The 15,912-nt window shown below is 51.0% G+C and carries 12 protein-coding genes; 4 read left to right on the top strand and 8 right to left on the bottom strand.

What is annotated here, in order from left to right; translation table 11 throughout:
- Nucleotides 1–856: 856 nt before the first annotated feature.
- Nucleotides 857–1,501 (bottom strand): MBL fold metallo-hydrolase, encoded by a 645-nt coding sequence (locus tag L2725_RS18655; RefSeq protein ID WP_249250336.1) that lies wholly within the window; start codon nucleotides 1,499–1,501, stop codon nucleotides 857–859.
- A 341-nt stretch (nucleotides 1,502–1,842) separates the two neighbouring features.
- Here L2725_RS18655 and L2725_RS18660 point away from each other — a divergent pair, with 341 nt between their 5' ends.
- On the top strand, nucleotides 1,843–3,141 hold the full coding sequence (locus tag L2725_RS18660; RefSeq protein ID WP_249250338.1) for a diguanylate cyclase: 1,299 nt from the start codon (nucleotides 1,843–1,845) through the stop codon (nucleotides 3,139–3,141).
- A 19-nt stretch (nucleotides 3,142–3,160) separates the two neighbouring features.
- Here L2725_RS18660 and L2725_RS18665 read toward each other — a convergent pair whose 3' ends face one another.
- The 4 genes from L2725_RS18665 to L2725_RS18680 form a co-directional block, all read right to left on the bottom strand.
- Nucleotides 3,161–4,411 (bottom strand): OprD family outer membrane porin, encoded by a 1,251-nt coding sequence (locus tag L2725_RS18665; protein ID WP_249250339.1) that lies wholly within the window; start codon nucleotides 4,409–4,411, stop codon nucleotides 3,161–3,163.
- A 77-nt stretch (nucleotides 4,412–4,488) separates the two neighbouring features.
- A complete protein-coding gene (locus tag L2725_RS18670; RefSeq protein WP_115135569.1) occupies nucleotides 4,489–4,869 on the bottom strand; it encodes a cytochrome c3 family protein in 381 nt (126 codons plus the stop codon).
- 44 nt (nucleotides 4,870–4,913) lie between these two features.
- Complete coding sequence (locus L2725_RS18675) at nucleotides 4,914–6,560, bottom strand: HAL/PAL/TAL family ammonia-lyase (RefSeq protein WP_428985303.1); 1,647 nt, start codon at nucleotides 6,558–6,560, stop codon at nucleotides 4,914–4,916.
- Nucleotides 6,561–6,605: 45 nt separating this feature from the next.
- Nucleotides 6,606–8,159, bottom strand: a complete 1,554-nt coding sequence (locus tag L2725_RS18680) for a flavocytochrome c (protein ID WP_249250341.1) — start codon at nucleotides 8,157–8,159, stop codon at nucleotides 6,606–6,608.
- Between the two features lie 174 nt (nucleotides 8,160–8,333).
- Here L2725_RS18680 and L2725_RS18685 point away from each other — a divergent pair, with 174 nt between their 5' ends.
- Nucleotides 8,334–9,860 carry a sigma-54 interaction domain-containing protein gene (locus L2725_RS18685; protein ID WP_249250342.1) on the top strand — a complete coding sequence of 509 codons (1,527 nt, stop codon included), beginning with the start codon at nucleotides 8,334–8,336 and terminating at the stop codon, nucleotides 9,858–9,860.
- Between the two features lie 363 nt (nucleotides 9,861–10,223).
- A complete protein-coding gene (locus tag L2725_RS18690) occupies nucleotides 10,224–10,418 on the top strand; it encodes a DUF4250 domain-containing protein (RefSeq protein WP_249250343.1) in 195 nt (64 codons plus the stop codon).
- A 113-nt stretch (nucleotides 10,419–10,531) separates the two neighbouring features.
- On the opposite strand, the gene L2725_RS18695 is transcribed toward L2725_RS18690, so the two are convergent.
- Nucleotides 10,532–11,077, bottom strand: a complete 546-nt coding sequence (locus L2725_RS18695; RefSeq protein ID WP_249250344.1) for a dihydrofolate reductase family protein — start codon at nucleotides 11,075–11,077, stop codon at nucleotides 10,532–10,534.
- Between the two features lie 135 nt (nucleotides 11,078–11,212).
- Between L2725_RS18695 and L2725_RS18700 the strand changes: the two genes are divergently transcribed.
- Nucleotides 11,213–11,773, top strand: a complete 561-nt coding sequence (locus tag L2725_RS18700) for a TetR/AcrR family transcriptional regulator (protein WP_249250345.1) — start codon at nucleotides 11,213–11,215, stop codon at nucleotides 11,771–11,773.
- Between the two features lie 85 nt (nucleotides 11,774–11,858).
- On the opposite strand, the gene L2725_RS18705 is transcribed toward L2725_RS18700, so the two are convergent.
- Both L2725_RS18705 and purF read right to left on the bottom strand, forming a co-directional pair.
- A complete protein-coding gene (locus L2725_RS18705) occupies nucleotides 11,859–13,925 on the bottom strand; it encodes a DNA topoisomerase III (RefSeq protein WP_249250394.1) in 2,067 nt (688 codons plus the stop codon).
- Nucleotides 13,926–14,343: 418 nt separating this feature from the next.
- Nucleotides 14,344–15,858: an amidophosphoribosyltransferase gene (purF, locus tag L2725_RS18710; RefSeq protein ID WP_248934861.1), complete on the bottom strand. Its 1,515-nt coding sequence runs from the start codon at nucleotides 15,856–15,858 to the stop codon at nucleotides 14,344–14,346.
- Nucleotides 15,859–15,912: the final 54 nt, after the last annotated feature.

Genomic DNA, 15,912 nt, shown 5'->3' on the forward strand with positions numbered 1-15,912 from the left:
CAAAATGTTGACCTGTGTCAACAATGCAGCAGCAGTAAAACTGCGGTAAAAATGCCTTTGAAGCGGGATCTTCACAAAACGATGTTTTTTTGAACTTAACGGTTTTCAAAGCAAATAATTTTGAAAGTCGAAATACTCAATTTAAAATCAACAAAACATTGTTTTATAAGGAATTAATATTTACTCTGCAACACTTAAACTGAGCAAAAATTACTTTTACCACTCTAACAATCGTTCTAATTTACGAACATCAAAACATCAAAAATTAATCACTTTTACATCAGTTGCTGTGATTACACTGATATACCAGGTTGCGTATTTGAAAAGAACATCCAGTGCCTGCTGATTTTTCCCTCTGGGTTTTGTTAAATCAGCAAAATCAGGGGTTGTTAATTTTTGGATATGCAATTGAGTTTATTAATCCTGCAAACAATCAAATTAATCAGAGTTATTGTAAATCATTATCATTTCCAAATCAGTGATAAGGCGCACAGCTCAAGCTCTTGTTCATAATGAAGAAAAGTGCTTATTCGATTAAAACAAGAGAATGAGGGTAAACTCAGCCATCGGCGTAAGAGGGAATTCAGGAGCTAGCTCAGGCGCCATATATGTGCTGCTTCACTACTGGCTATCAAGGCTGGTTATCTGGAGGCTGTGTTGTAATGCGGCAAGTTGGAAAGAAGCGCAACAGGTATGACAGGCAGGGGCAAATGAAACCAATACCAGCCCTTATTGATGATGCACTTTATATAGAGGCAGCTTTAACCAGGCTAAATGACACAAAAAAGGGTGCCTACTCTGGAGGCACCCTTTCAAATAACCCAGGCATCACCCGCCATGGTGAGCAAGGACCTAACTAAGCGAACAGTTGATCGGCAACAAACGGATTAGAGCGACGCTCCTCTCCAAAAGTAGAGTTGGGGCCATGGCCGGGAATAAATGTGACCTGCTCACCCAATGGCCACAACTTCCCGGTGATTGACTGCAGCAATTGCCCATGATTTGAGCCTGGAAAATCAGTACGGCCAATAGAACCACGGAAAAGAACATCCCCCACCAGTGCCATTGACGAGTCAGCATGATGAAAAACCACATGTCCAGGTGTGTGCCCCGGACAATGCAGTGTGTTAAGCGTTAGCTCACCCAGCTCAATCCTGTCACCATCTTCAAGGTAGGTGTCTGGCTCAAAACTGCCACAAGGCGGAAAGCCGAATGTTTGGCTTTGATGGGGTAACTGTTCAAACAGGAACTTGTCACCAATATGAGGGCCGTACACCTTCACATCAAATTCTTCAGCCATTAACCCGGCCGCGCCAACATGATCTATGTGGCCATGGGTCAGCAGGATCTTATCCAGCGTCACTCCCTGCTTTTCAATTTCAGCTTTGATTCGTTCCGGGTTTCCACCCGGGTCGACCAGTGCGGCTTTATTGGTTTTTTCGCACCATATAAGGGTGCAGTTCTGCTGGAAAGGGGTGACTGGAATAATCAGGTATTTCATCAACTCATCACTCTTGAACGGCTATGGTGATCAGACTACGTCAGATCGCGCCTGTTTCGCCATATCAAATATCACAATCCTGATGATTAACGAGTCCATTCCGGCTTTTAGGCAGTTTTTTGGGGTTAAGCACCTAAAGTCAAAGGAAATTCGCTTAATCCCATATGCTTATCTACTCTTAAAGCATAACAAGGAATTGTGAATTTCGGACACTTTATGATTAGGGACAGCGCAAACTTTGCTGGTGTCGGCATAAGCTGCCAGCGCCATAGCCGTTCACAGACACGGCAGACACCGTCTATCCAGGCCTCTCCCCAAGGCTCTGATGGGATGTTCCAATCATGAAAATCTCCCACAGACTCCTGATTTTGGTCGTGCTCAGTCTGGTAATGACTCAGTTGCTGCTCTATTCCCTGACGCGGCAAAAGGAGATTCAGGTCCACAGCCAAACCCAGTTTGAACACGTTGCCAAAATAGAACAACAACTCGAGTTGGTCCGCAGTCGTCTTTGGCAAATGAGTATACATGCAGACCAGAAGTCGATTGCTGCCATCCGCATCGAACAACAAACCCTTACTTCACTGCTGAGCAACACCCAGATAGACTTACCAGAGCAAGAGCTGTTGGTTAACACCATGATTTCAATCAATGAGGGAATTGGCAGCCTGCTTAATCTTTCGGAACAAGCCCTCTCCTCTACTCAGTTGCTACAGCTGTCGCCGGATGGAATGTTGATGGCACGGTACGGGTTGGCGTTCCAGTCGATGACAGAAGCGATTTTTCAGTATCAGAGATCTGTCATTATCTTTTCCGCAGATCAACAGCAAACCTACTTATATATAAATGGTGCAGCCATGTTGCTGTTCACTCTGACCTTGGTTGCAGTAGCAACACGCACATACAGCCAGTTCAGCCAAAACCTCACCCAGCTCAATAAAGGAATAGCAGCGCTCGCCAAAGGTGATATGAAAAGCCAGATACACCTTCCCCATAATGATGAACTGGCCAGGCTCGGTAGAGAGTTCAACCAGATGAAGGCAAGCCTTGAGCAAACAACGGTTCAAAAGGATGAATTGTCAAATGAGGTCGCCAAGCAAACTCAGCAGCTGCAAAGGCAACAGGAAAAGCTCAGATACCTCGCAGACCACGACGATTTGACGGGCCTTTTCAGTCGCAGTGCATTTAACAACCTGCTTGAAGTATGTTTACTCAGGTGTCAAAGGTATGGCGATAAAGCTGGCCTGCTGTTTGTGGATTTGGATAAGTTCAAGCCTGTCAACGACACCTATGGACATGCCGCCGGCGATACGGCTTTAGTTGAGATCAGCGATAGAATGAAGGAGTTGCTGCGTAAGTCAGACGTTATTGCCAGATTCGGCGGCGATGAGTTTGTCATTTTGGTCGAGCCGGTAAGGCATCATGATGAACTGATGAATCTGGCAAATAAACTACAGACAAGCTTGAGTCATCCGATTCACTATCAGGGGGTAACACTGGAGTTGGGGGTCAGTGTCGGCATCAGTGTCTACCCCCATGATGGAGTGACAGCGCAAGAGCTGATCCTGAATGCTGACGACGCCATGTATAAGGCTAAGAAGTCAGGTGGAAAGGCCTGCTTCTTTGCCAGCGCCATCAGCTAATACCTTTTCCTGAAAAGGCTTACAGAGTGAACTTGTAGTAAAGCTGCACCCTTAAATCATCGACGCGAATGCCCTGGTCAAACTCGGCGATGGCGTAACGCACCTTGGCTGATGCCCCTTGCAGCCAATGGCTTAGTTCATAACCCAGCATCATATCCAGCTCGTAAAAGTCCTCGGTTTGCTCATCGATGGACCGATAGCTGGCGTACAGAGCGCTGGCACTCAACCCCTGCAGCCCCAACCGGGTCAAATCATAAGCCAGCTTAACCCCATAGGCATTATCATTGCCCCTTCCTGTGCCATATACCTGCTGCTGAATCACATTGCTATCCCCCCAGGGGGTAAACATGGCATCTTCACCGGTACGGGCATAAATAAGTGCGGTGTTGAGTCCCTGACGTTCAAATCCCAAATGGGCGCCGTACTGATAGGTATCCAGCACCTCTTCGCCCAGGGTATGGGATGACTGCTGACGCAGCCAGGACGGCGAAAAATAGCCTTTAGTATCACCGAACGACTTGGTCAGGGTGAGTTTGCCATAGTACTGATTCAGCACGTCCGGCATATGGTAAACCCAGGCGTCAACTTTGGCCTGAATAGCGCGGCTATTTGATGAGCCTGACTCATAACTGGCGCCGAAAGCATACACAGGATTATCCGCAACAGTGATCTCCACGCCCCGTTTTGCCAGTTCCTCCTCGACCGCCTGGGAGACAGGAATAAACGTATTGCGAGTAAAATCAAGAGAATCAGTCACATAATGAGCCTGCAACCTAATACCATCTAAGCTCTGGTTTTCGACAAAGGCGCCACGGAAACTGCGGGGCAAGGCGCGAATTTCATGGGTATTCATCATGGGCGAACTAAGCTGGTGCGCTCCCAGAGTCAGTGCGGTATTCCAACGCTCGGCGCGCACAAAGTATTCCTGAGCGCGGTTGACTGCTTTGCGCTCGCCCTTTTTATTGTCACTGTCACTGCCAACAAGTCCGTAAATCTCGCCACCATGCCAATTGAGCGGATTGGCAGAAGCAAAGGTGCCACCAAACGACAGTCCCTGCCACTGGTCACTGCGATAACCAAACAGGCCGCCCAGACTGGTATCGTGCCAATGAGGCTGACCATAATTAAACTCACGGGTGAAATCAAACAGACGTAACTCACCGAAGAAGCGCTCCTGCCCGGTCAAACCCTGATCGGCATTGGGCCTGGCCTGCGCATTGAGGGAACAGGAGGCGGCCAGCAATGCCAGCCACAAGCTGTGTTTTTTCATGCTTTCATTCCATTGTTATTTGGATGAAAAAAAGCCGCAGTTGTCTGCGGCTTAATTGTGTTTCCCGAAGCGGGGAATTAGCGCTTCATATCCGGGTAGGTGAACTCGTGGCACTGGTTACAGTACACCTTGCTCTCTTTGTGCTCCATGTGACAGTAAGTACATGGCAGGTCAGTGCCATAGTGCAGGCTGTCGTGAGGATTAGGCTCAACCTTAATGTCGTGCGGATCGGCTCGCTTGGTCATCTCTGCAACATCAGCAGGTGTGCCATGGCAGGCCTCACAGGCAGTCGCATCCGGAATGGTTTTGCGCTTGGCATCGCCATGACAGGCGGCACACTCAACTTTGCCGTTATCGCCTGTCATCACTTCTTTGTGATAGTCCTTCACACCGAAGGCGTTGGCAGCTGCCGGCGCCAGAGCCAGCATTAACATCAGAGCAGATAATTTTTTAAACATGTTGTTTCCTGCTGCGGGGCTCACCGGCCCCGCCTTTCTTATAATCAGTAGTTCTTGATAAATTCGCCGGCGGCTTTGATATCAGGCGTGTATGGACGGTCCTGCTCAACAAATGGCACCTGCTTGCGGAAAGCTTCGTACATAGCTTTGGTGTCATCACCCAGCTTAAGTGAGGCATTGGCTTGCTTGCGCAGATCGATAGCCTGAGTCGAGTGCATCAGCTCCAGGCCATAGATGGTGTTGGTGTTATCAACGATCTGGATCAGGTTCTCAGACGCCAGCTTCAGGTTGGTGAAGGTGTCTTCGATGTTACCTGCGATGGCAATACCGTCGAAAGATACCGGGCTGGCCAGCATCTTGTTGCGCACTTGCATATCCACAAAGGCTTTCTGAATTGCACCGAACGCGTGACCATTGTTACCAGGGGCCGCCAGGAAGCGGGACAGCTTGGTAAAGTGGCTGTCAGACAGGTGAATGGTACGCTGCACCGCATTGTGAGAAACCTGAGTCAAAGCAATGTTCAGACCCTGCACTGCCAGTGCAACCGGCAGAGGTTCAAAGTTAGTGGTTGGGAATACACCGCCCTTGCCTTCTACCAGGTACTGAGACACCTGAGTGAACTGGCTGTAATCGTCAGACGCATCCAGTACCACAGCAGGGTTGTCATCAGAGTGGTTGATCTGAATATCGATCATCTGACCCAGATCAGCCAGGGCTTTCTCAGCACCAGCCAGGGTATAACCAGTAGTACGATAGCTCAGCGGATCCTGCAGTGGACGGTCCTTGTTGGCATCCCACAGATAGCTGCCGGTCAGTACGTTGCGGATATCACCAGCCACTTCACCAATGTATGGGAAAGGACGGATATCGTTGGTTTGTGGCAGGAATGGCGCCACGTTACCGTTCAGACCTTCAAGACTCAGGCCAAACACAGTTGGTGATACCTCTACCAGCTGTTTGGCAGCGCGGTAACCTTCCATAGCGTAAGCCACGGCCACTGAGTTGTTGGACAGGATAGACAGGGCATCTTTACCGATAGGCTTAAGCGGCTCGATATCTGCCTTGTCCATCGCCTTGGCAGCGCTCATGCGCTTGCCCTTGTACATCACGTCCCACTCACCGATCATCGCCAGACCTACGTGAGAAGACAGCAGAATGTCAGCTTCACCCACAGTGCCCTGAGAAGGAATGATTGGCGTCAGGCCTTCGTTCAGGTATGCCTGATAGATCTCAGCCACCACTGGCTGCACACCGGTTTGACCAGAGAGAATGGTGTTCAAGCGTACGGCCAGTGCCAGACGGGTCAGGCGAACCGGCATTGGCTCACCCACACCGGCGCTGTGAGCACGCAGAGTGCTGATGTTGAACTGGCTGGAAGCCTCCATCACCGCCTTGCTCAGCTGACCATTGGCATCAAACAGTTTATGGTCCTTGTTCAGGCCCACACCCACGGTCAGACCGTATACAGGCTTACCCTGACGGGCAGATTCCATCAGCAGGTCATAGGCCTTTTCCAGACGCACCAGAGCATCAGGGGCAATTTCCACTTCGGCACCGTCGGCGATAGCCCAGGCCTGTGCCTGAGTCATATCTTTACCGGTCAGCATTACCGCGTCTTTTGCCAGTGCACTGCCGGAGATCATCGCCAGTGCCAGGGTTGCCAACATTGCTTTTGTATTCTTGTTCATCATTCTCTCCACTCCTCACTTCCCATTTTTAGTTGGGGGACGGAATTATCAGGATAATTTCAGGTTGATACCTTTCTCGGCAGCACAGATGCGACCGGCGTTACGACCTGTCACCACACCTTCTGCCACAGCGCACGCACCCAGACGGCTGGCACCGTGAATACCACCAGTCGCTTCACCGGCGGCATACAGGCCGGCAATCGGCTTGTCAGTCACCAGGTGCAGCACTTCACTGCGGGTGTTTACGCGCACGCCACCCATGCAGTAGTGAACTTTTGGCCACATACGAGCGGCATACCATGGGCCCTCTTCCAGCAGAATCGCTTCCTGCATTGGACGGCCGAACTCTTTGTCGTCACGGTTTTTCACCGCTTCGTTCCAGCGCGCAACCTGAGCTTTCAGCTTGTCGGCTGGCATACCGTAAATCTCAGCCAGCTCTTCCAGGGTGTCGGCTTTCTTGATCACGTTGTACTTCATACCCCAGGCCAGCGTCTGCGCCTTGGCTGCACCGGCAGCATTGGTAAAGCCAACCGGATACACAGGCTGATGCTTGTCATCACGACGGGTCATAATGGCGTCTGCACGGGCCTTACGGTCTGCCAGTTCGTTGAAGAAACGCTCGCCGGTACGCACATCGACTACGATGCCGTGTGGGTAGGTGGCGATAGTGGCGAACTGAGAGGCAGTACCGAAACCTTTTTCGTCAGGGGAAGACCAGGGGCCCAGCTGGATTTGGTCAAGGTGAATTGGGTTGGCACCGATAAGCATCATCTGCTTCAGCGCTTCAGAAGTCGCACCGGCATGGTTGGTAGAGTCCAGATCACTGTTCAGTTCCGGCATCTGCATCATGCGGTATTTCACGTCGTTACCGAAACCACCGGTCGCCATGATTACACCCTTGCGTGCACCGAAGCGGCGGATTTTACCGGTTTTTTCTTTCGGGAAATAATAACCTTCGCGAACTTCGAGGCCGATCACACGACCCTTGTCATCCTGGATAAAGCTCTCCATGCGAACCTGGTTGCGCATGTCGACACCCTGCTCACGGGCGACCTTGATCATTGGGCGGATAATGCCAGCACCTGAACTTTCTACAGTCTGCAGCACGCGCTGAATAGAGTGACCACCGAAGTGCTGAACGAATGGCTTCCACTTTACGCCGTGGCCAATCAGCCACTCACAGGATTCAGCAGTGCCATCACACACCAGCTTCAGCATCTCAACGTCGTTCATACCGCGACCGGCCTTCAGCATGTCTTCAACCATGACGTTCACATCGTCCTGGATACCGGCCTCTTTCTGCAGTGAACTGCCGGCTACAGCCATGGCGCCACCATTGATGGTGGAGTTACCACCAAATACTGGCATCTTGTCGATAACCATTACACTGGCACCGCCCTCACGAGCCTGCAGTGCGGCAGACATACCGGCAAAACCACTGCCGACTACGATAACGTCGACCACTTCGTCAAAGGATTCCGGCGTGTTAGGCGCAGCAATTGCGGACCCTGTCACAGCCACACCCAAACCTGTGGCGGCCATCGCCATGCCGCCCTTCAAAATAGCGCGACGGCTGTGATTAAGTTCTTGTTTTTCTGACATTTGGAACATTCCTTCAAGTTGGTTCCATGGGAGATAATCTATGCCCTGATAGAGCATTTGGCGTGCCAACTACCTAAAAAGAGGGAAAGAAAAGGATTTTTTTGAAGGGCGACACACAAGCGCGAAATACAACGAATTACAATCACGATATTTCGTGGTCAGCGTGATATATCAATGGAAAAAACCTGCTATTTCGAAGCCACCCAAAGACTCTGTGCCAGCCTGCAGCTGGAAAAGTCGCTGGAGCACTACTTTCACTATATGAAGCAGAAGCTTCCCATTGATGGCATCTTTATGAATCTGTTCCAGCCGGAGCAGCGGCAAATACAGTTTATTGCCCATGCCAATAATGAATCGGCCCAGGCTCTGGAGCAGTGCGTGCCCCTTACCGAAGAGATGTGTCAGGTGCTGAGCCAACCAGACAGGCCGGTTATTCGTATCATCAACCATATTGAAACAGACGGGGTGACCTTCCATGTGGCGCCGCGGGTATTTCCCGATATCCAGTCTCTTATATTGATGCGGATGATCTGTGACGATACCCATCTTGGCGTGGTTGGCTATTACAGCAAAACCCCCAACAGTTTTCGCGCCATCCATGCGGATCTGATTGAAAGCCATATGCATCCACTGGCATTGATCACTGCCTTTAATCTGCAGGGCCGTAATCTGCTGGCACAGAATCAACAATTGGCCGAGCAAAACGATACCCTTAAGCGCTCTCTTGAGGTGAAAAATGGCGTGATTGGCGCCGATGCCGGTCTTAAGCGAGTGATGGAACAGGTCCAGGCTATCGCCCACCTGGATACCAGCGTACTGATATTGGGAGAAACCGGGGTAGGTAAAGAGGTGATTGCCAATGCAGTACATGAACACTCGACCCGCGCAGGTAAACCTTTTATCAAGGTGAACTGCGGCGCCATCCCCGACTCATTACTGGACTCAGAGCTGTTTGGCTATGAGAAAGGCGCTTTTACCGGCGCAGAGCAGCGTAAACAGGGGTATTTCGAACAGGCCGATGGCGGCACCATCTTTCTGGATGAAATCGGCGAGCTGCCATTAAGTGCTCAGGTGCGGTTGCTGCGAGTATTGCAGAATTCCACTATTACCCGTGTAGGCGGCTATGAGTCCATTGAGCTGAATATCCGGGTGATAGCCGCCACCCACAGGGATCTGCAGCATATGGTGCAGGATGGCGAGTTTCGTCAGGATCTTTGGTATCGTCTGGCTATCTTCCCCATCCAAATACCGCCGCTACGGCAACGCACTAGCGACATTCCGTTGCTGGCGCAATTTGCAGTCGAGAAGATGACTGCCAAATTCAATCTGCCCAACCTGCCCCGCATTCATTCGGATCAGCTTAGCTTGCTCAGTCGCTACCCCTGGCCAGGCAATGTGCGGGAGATGATGAACGTGATTGAGCGGGCAGTTATTCAGCATCCTGAAGGACCACTGGATTTCAGTTTCTTGATGCCATCAGAGCCGGAAGTGGTTACCTGTGATAACCAACAGGTGATTATCGACCCCAGCCGCGCCGGCGATAAACTGGTGCCGCTTGAACTTATGATGCAAAAATATATCAGCCATGCCCTAAAGGTTTGCGGCGGTAAGGTATATGGCAGCGGCGGCGCGGCCGAAATGCTGGCGGTCAACCCCAATACCCTGCGCAGCAAAATGAAGAAACTGGGGATTCAGGCTTAACCGAAGCAGTGGCTGGCTTGAGGTTATACCAATTTCATTTAATGGTTGATATGTTTCAGCAGGAATTCAATGTGCTTGAGGCAAGACGAGTTGGCCAAGTCATAATGGTTCTATGTCAAGACGACTCAATGCAGTATCAAGTGCATGGAAACCCGCACTGCGTGATCGCGTCAAGTATCCTGCTTCTGTGTTGCATTGATCTTAAAAGGAGCCCCGCTTGGTCAATCAATGCGCCTGGAATCAGAATCCTTGACGCGCTTTGAATTGATCAGACTATTAAAGACGTTGGTATTAAAACTTCTGGCAGCCATGTATCAGCGGGTGTAACTTGGGTGTTGGTATTCGTATGATGAGGTTGGTGTGATGGAAATCAATCATCCTGAAAGACTGGAAGCGGCTATTTTGTTAGGCATAGTCAATGAAAAGCTCAGACTGGAGTGCCCGGACAGGCAGGCTCTTTACTATGAGATGGATATGTCGGCCGACCAACTGGACCGAAAGCTCGATACGCTCGGCTACCATTATGATGCAGCCAGTAACCAATATAAGCCTGTGTAATCCCGACTCACTTCCAATACCGGGCTATAAAAAAATACAGAAGATCGATACAAAACACAAAAGGGCCTTGTCAGGCCCTTTTTGTTCTTGGTCTCAGGTCTCGGAGATTGTGGTTACCGTTGTCGGCGCCAGTGATTTTTCACCATAGCACCCAGCAGCACTTGTGACGATACCAAACTGAAGTTTTGCATCTGTGGCACGGCGCCAAACAGCGAACTGCCGCCGCCCAGTAATACCGGGATTTGAGTAATGATAAGTTCATCCACCAAATCTTCGGCCATAAAACTCTGTATGGTCTTGCCGCCATCTATGTAAAGACGCTGATAGCCCATATCATTCAGTGATTTCACTAATGACTCCAGCGACGCAGCTTGCTGTGCTGTCACCAACTGCGCTTTATCCCTGTACGCTTCAGGTATTTCCTTCAGGCTGTTACTCAGCACAAATACAGGCTTGGGATAAGGCCAGGGCACATCGAAACTACAAACCGTTTCAAAGGTAGTTCGTCCCATCACCAGCGCATCTATACCGGAGATAAACTCAGCCCAGCCCAAATCATCATGGTCCGGATTTGGGATAGCATGCAGCCAGTCCAGCCCGCCCTGGCTATCAGCAATGTAACCATCCAGACTGGTGGCGATGTACACGATATTTGTCATAACAGCCTCAATAAACTCACCTAGGCTTTTCATCCCTGTTCATGAGGAACAAAGGAGCAGTGAAAACCTTGAACAGGGACCTATAACCCAATATAATTCTACGCTGTAGGATTTAAAGTTTAAGAGACCTTGCAGATGTCGGTCAAGATCAAAAAACGGGGACGTCCGGGGGCTAACAAAAGTCAGCTCAGTGCTGAGCTCATCCTGAACATGGCGCGTCAGCTGATGAGACAAAACGGCAAAGTACCCAGTATTCGCCAGTTAGCCACTGAGCTTAATGTCGACGCTATGGCTATCTATCACTATTACGTCAATAAAGCTACCCTGCTTGAGGCTCTGACGGTTTCATTGATTGAAGAAATTTATACCCCGCCAGGCACAGGAGATTGGCAAGCCGAGTTAAAGCAGTTGTGCCAAAGCTATCTGGCTCTGCTAAGTCGTCAGCAAGGCCTGCTGGAAACCATGCTGTCCATGACCTGCTATGGACCGGCACAGGTATTCAGCCACAAAGTCAGCATTGCACTTAAGCCACTAGCGCTGACTGATTCCCAACTCATGCAGATTATTGCCCTGCTGGCCGACTACCTGCACGGCGTCGCCATCGCCGCCCAATGTAATCCGGGCAATGATGAGGTCACCAATATCGATGGGCCTTATGGACTGATTTGTCTGGCGATTGAGGCTTATCGACACTGACTCTGGCCCTGACTGCGCTAGTCAGTACCTGTCTCGGCAGAACCTTATAATTTAAAGTTAAGGCTACCGACTAAGGACGGAGTCATCAGCCAGCTTTGGCTCTGGGTTTGCGCGCGCCGCTCTTGCTGCCTGCACTTTTGGCAGTTGAAGTCTTAGTGCCGGTATTTCTGCCGCCAGCAGAGCTACCTGTGCTTTTCTTTTTCCAGCCGCCACGCCCCTTGCCTTTACCTTTCCAGGCTGGTTTGGCCTGCACACCGGCCAGAGCATTGGGCGTAGTTTGCGCTGCTACCTCAAGCAAATGATGAATATTGGCCAGCAGTGGATCCATAAAACTTTGGTAGCGCATGCTCTTTTGGCTGATAGCCTCCAGGCTTTGCTCCCATAATGCTGTCATATCCGGTGTGGTCGCTGCCTCAGGCAAGCTGTTAATCAAACCTCTGCCCACAGGCGTGGCCTGAATACTCTTGCCCTGACGCACTAAAAATCCGCGCTTAAACAGAAGTTCAATAATACCGGCCCGGGTGGCTTCGGTACCCAGACCGTCGGTGTCTTTCAGGGTCTTACGAATCGCATCATCTTTAACGTAGCGACCAATCCCTGTCATGGCACTGAGCAAGGTGGCATCGGTAAAGTGCTTTGGCGGCTGGGTCATTTTATCCAGCCGCTCACCACGCTCGCATAACAGCTCCTCACCCTTTTTCAGCACGGGCAGATGGCTTTGCAGCGGCTCCTCCTCTTTATCATCTCCCTGAGATGCAGCTGCACTACTCTCATTCGCAGATGCCTTGTTGCTGGCAAACAGCTGCTTCCAGCCCGGCGAGCGGGTCACCTTGGCTTTGGCACTGAACAGGCCTCCGGCTATGGTGACCTCCACTTTAGTGTCCTGATACAGGTGATGGGGATAGAACTGGGCCAGATACTGACGGGCAATATGCTCATACAAACGGGCTTCATCCCGGCTGAGCTTAGACAGATCTGCCTTGCGATCTGTGGGCACAATCGCATGGTGTGCATCTACCTTACTGTCATTCCAGGCGGCAGACTTAATCGACAAGTCCGGTTTATCCGCCCCCTGAACCAGAGCCGGAGCGTTATTCAGCACAGCATCCACCACCCCGGGAGCAAGCTTTAACTGCTCTTTGGGCAAATGGCGGGAGTCTGATCTCGGGTAAGTAATCAGCTTGTGTCTCTCATACAGGCTCTGACAGGTATCCAGCACAGCTTTGGCCGACAAGCCAAAACGCTTTGCGGCATCAATTTGCAGTGATGAGAGTGAGTAAAGCAAAGGTGGCGCCTGGCGCTTATCCTTTTGCTCAAGTGCAGTGACCTGGCCGGGCTGACCCGTGATCCGCTCGACCACATTGTCAGCCAACCGTGGCGACAACACCCGCCCCTCTTCATCCATAAATTTCTGGCAGGCTTCACTGGGTTGCCAACGGGCGGTAAAACGCTCTCCGGCATGTGTCAGCAGGTGGGCATCCACCTGATAAAAAGGTTTGGGCTCAAAGGCTTCAATGGTTTCATCCCGGCGCACGACCAGCCCCAGCAGTGGAGTTTGCACCCGCCCCACTGAAAGCACGCCCTGGTAGCCTACTTTGCGCCCCTGCAGGGTAAAGGCGCGGGTCATGTTCATACCATAAAGCCAGTCGGCACGACTGCGGGCCAGAGCAGAGGTGGATAAGGGCACAAATTCGCGGTTGGAGCGCAATTGACTCAATGCACGCTTTACCGCCTGTGGGTTGAGGTCACTGATCAGCAGGCGTTGAGTCTGACCCAACTTGGTTTGACTCACTTTAAGGTAAGAGAGTACCTCATCCACCAAGAGTTGCCCTTCCCTGTCAGGATCACCGGCATGCACAAGACTGTCGGCCTGCTTCACCAATTTGCGAAGTACAGACAGCTGACTGCGACTGGAGGATTTCGGCATCAGTTGCCATTGTTCGGGCACGACAGGCAGGTCTTCCATTTTCCAGGATTTATACTTCTCGTCATAGGCATCCGGTGGTGCCTGCTCGAGCAGGTGACCAATACACCAGGACACCATATCGCCATTCCCCACCTCGATGTAACCATCATGCTTTTTATGTGGCTTGGGCAGTACATCGGCAATGGCGCGCCCCAAACTGGGCTTTTCGGCGATATAGAGGATCATATGACGAGACAAGTAACTACTGGATAAGTTTACAGTACAATTTAACCAAGCAAACAGGCGCTGTAAACCCAAAGCAAGAAAACAGCCACTAATTGCTGTAAATACTACCTATCTAACAGTCTGTTAAACGCCGCGCTGCAAAAAGCCAGGGCATGACCCCAACACTGTTCGTTTAAGCGATCCTCCAAGGACAAACACTAAAACCTTGAACCACGAAGGGCACTAAGAAAAGCAGCATTCTTTTTCCTCTTCTTCGTGTCCTCAGTGTAGTGAGCGAAGCGAACGCTTCGTGGTCGCAGCTTTTAAAGATAAAAAGCCCTGCGTTAATGCGCAGGGCTTTTCAATTTCTCATCGATTGACCGGTTCACCTAGCGGTATGTTCAGCTTGGCCCCGGCTTTATTTCAGCAGCTTATCCGCTTATGGATGGCAAACGTTATGCAGCTCCAGGTTGGTCCCCAGCTCCATATTACGGTTCGCCTTGGCATCGTCGTTACGCAGTGCGGTCAGATAATCCAAATAGGCCTGATCCACATCCTTGGTAATGTACTCGCCGTCGAATACTGAGGTTTCAAAGCGCTGAATATCTGGGTTTTCCTGACGTACAGCTTCCACCAGATCAGCCAAATCCTGGAAGATAATCCCATCGGCGCCAATGATACGGGCGATCTCTTCAGAGTCACGGCCATGGGCAATCAACTCATTGGAGGTCGGCATATCGATACCGTACACATTGGGGAAGCGGATTTCAGGGGCAGCAGAGGCGAAGTACACCTTCTTGGCACCGGCTTCACGGGCCATCTCGATGATCTGCTCTGAGGTGGTACCGCGTACGATGGAATCATCCACCAGCAGCACATTTTTACCTTTGAATTCAGCACCAATGGCATTGAGCTTACGACGTACTGATTTCTTACGCTCCTGCTGACCCGGCATAATAAAGGTACGGCCGATATAGCGGTTTTTCACAAAACCCTGGCGGTATGGCAGGTCCATACAACGGGCTATTTCCAGCGCGATATCGCAGGAGGTTTCCGGAATTGGAATCACTACGTCAATATCCAGGTCGTACCATTCCCGTTTAATCTTGTCTCCCAGACGGGTTCCCATATTCACGCGGGACGCGTAAACAGAGGCCTTGTCTATGGTGGAGTCAGGGCGGGCAAAGTAGACGTACTCAAAGATACATGGCACATGGCTTGGGTCCTGAGCACACTGACGAGTGTACAGCTGACCATCCAGGGTAATATAGACAGCCTCGCCCGGCGCCACATCACGCATCACCTCGAAGCCGACTGCATCCAGCGCCACGCTCTCAGAGGCCACCATGTATTCGGTACCCTGTTCGGTTTCATGCTTACCCAACACCAGAGGGCGAATACCGTGAGGATCGCGGAAAGCCACCAGGCCCTGCCCAATAATCATGGCCACCACAGCGTAGGCGCCACGGGTCATCTTGTGTACTGCCGCAACAGCATCGAACACATGCTCTTCGGTCAGATTACGGCAACTGGTGTGTTGCAGTTCGTCAGCCAACAGGTTCAGCAGCACTTCTGAGTCAGAGGTGGTGTTGACATGACGACGTTGCTCAGCCAGACGCTCCATCAAATCGACAGTGTTGGTGAGGTTGCCATTGTGGGCGAGGGAGATACCGAAGGGAGAGTTGACGTAGAAAGGTTGGGCTTCCGAAGAACTGGAGCTGCCGGCGGTGGGGTAACGAACATGACCTATGCCCGAATTACCCTGAAGCCGCTGCATATGCTTCACTTCGAACACATCCTTCACCATGCCATTAGCTTTGCGCAGGCGGAAGGCGCCTTCATCAATGGTCACTATGCCCGCTGCGTCCTGGCCGCGGTGCTGAAGCACTGTCAGTGCATCATAGATGGTCTGATTAACCGACGAGCGGCCAACAATTCCGACGATACCACACATGGGAAAACTTCCTCATTGTAAGATGTTCTATGTCATTATCAGGAAGGGTCGGTT

The sequence above is a fragment of the Shewanella corallii genome, assembly GCF_023349125.1.
Lineage (GTDB): Bacteria > Pseudomonadota > Gammaproteobacteria > Enterobacterales > Shewanellaceae > Shewanella > Shewanella corallii.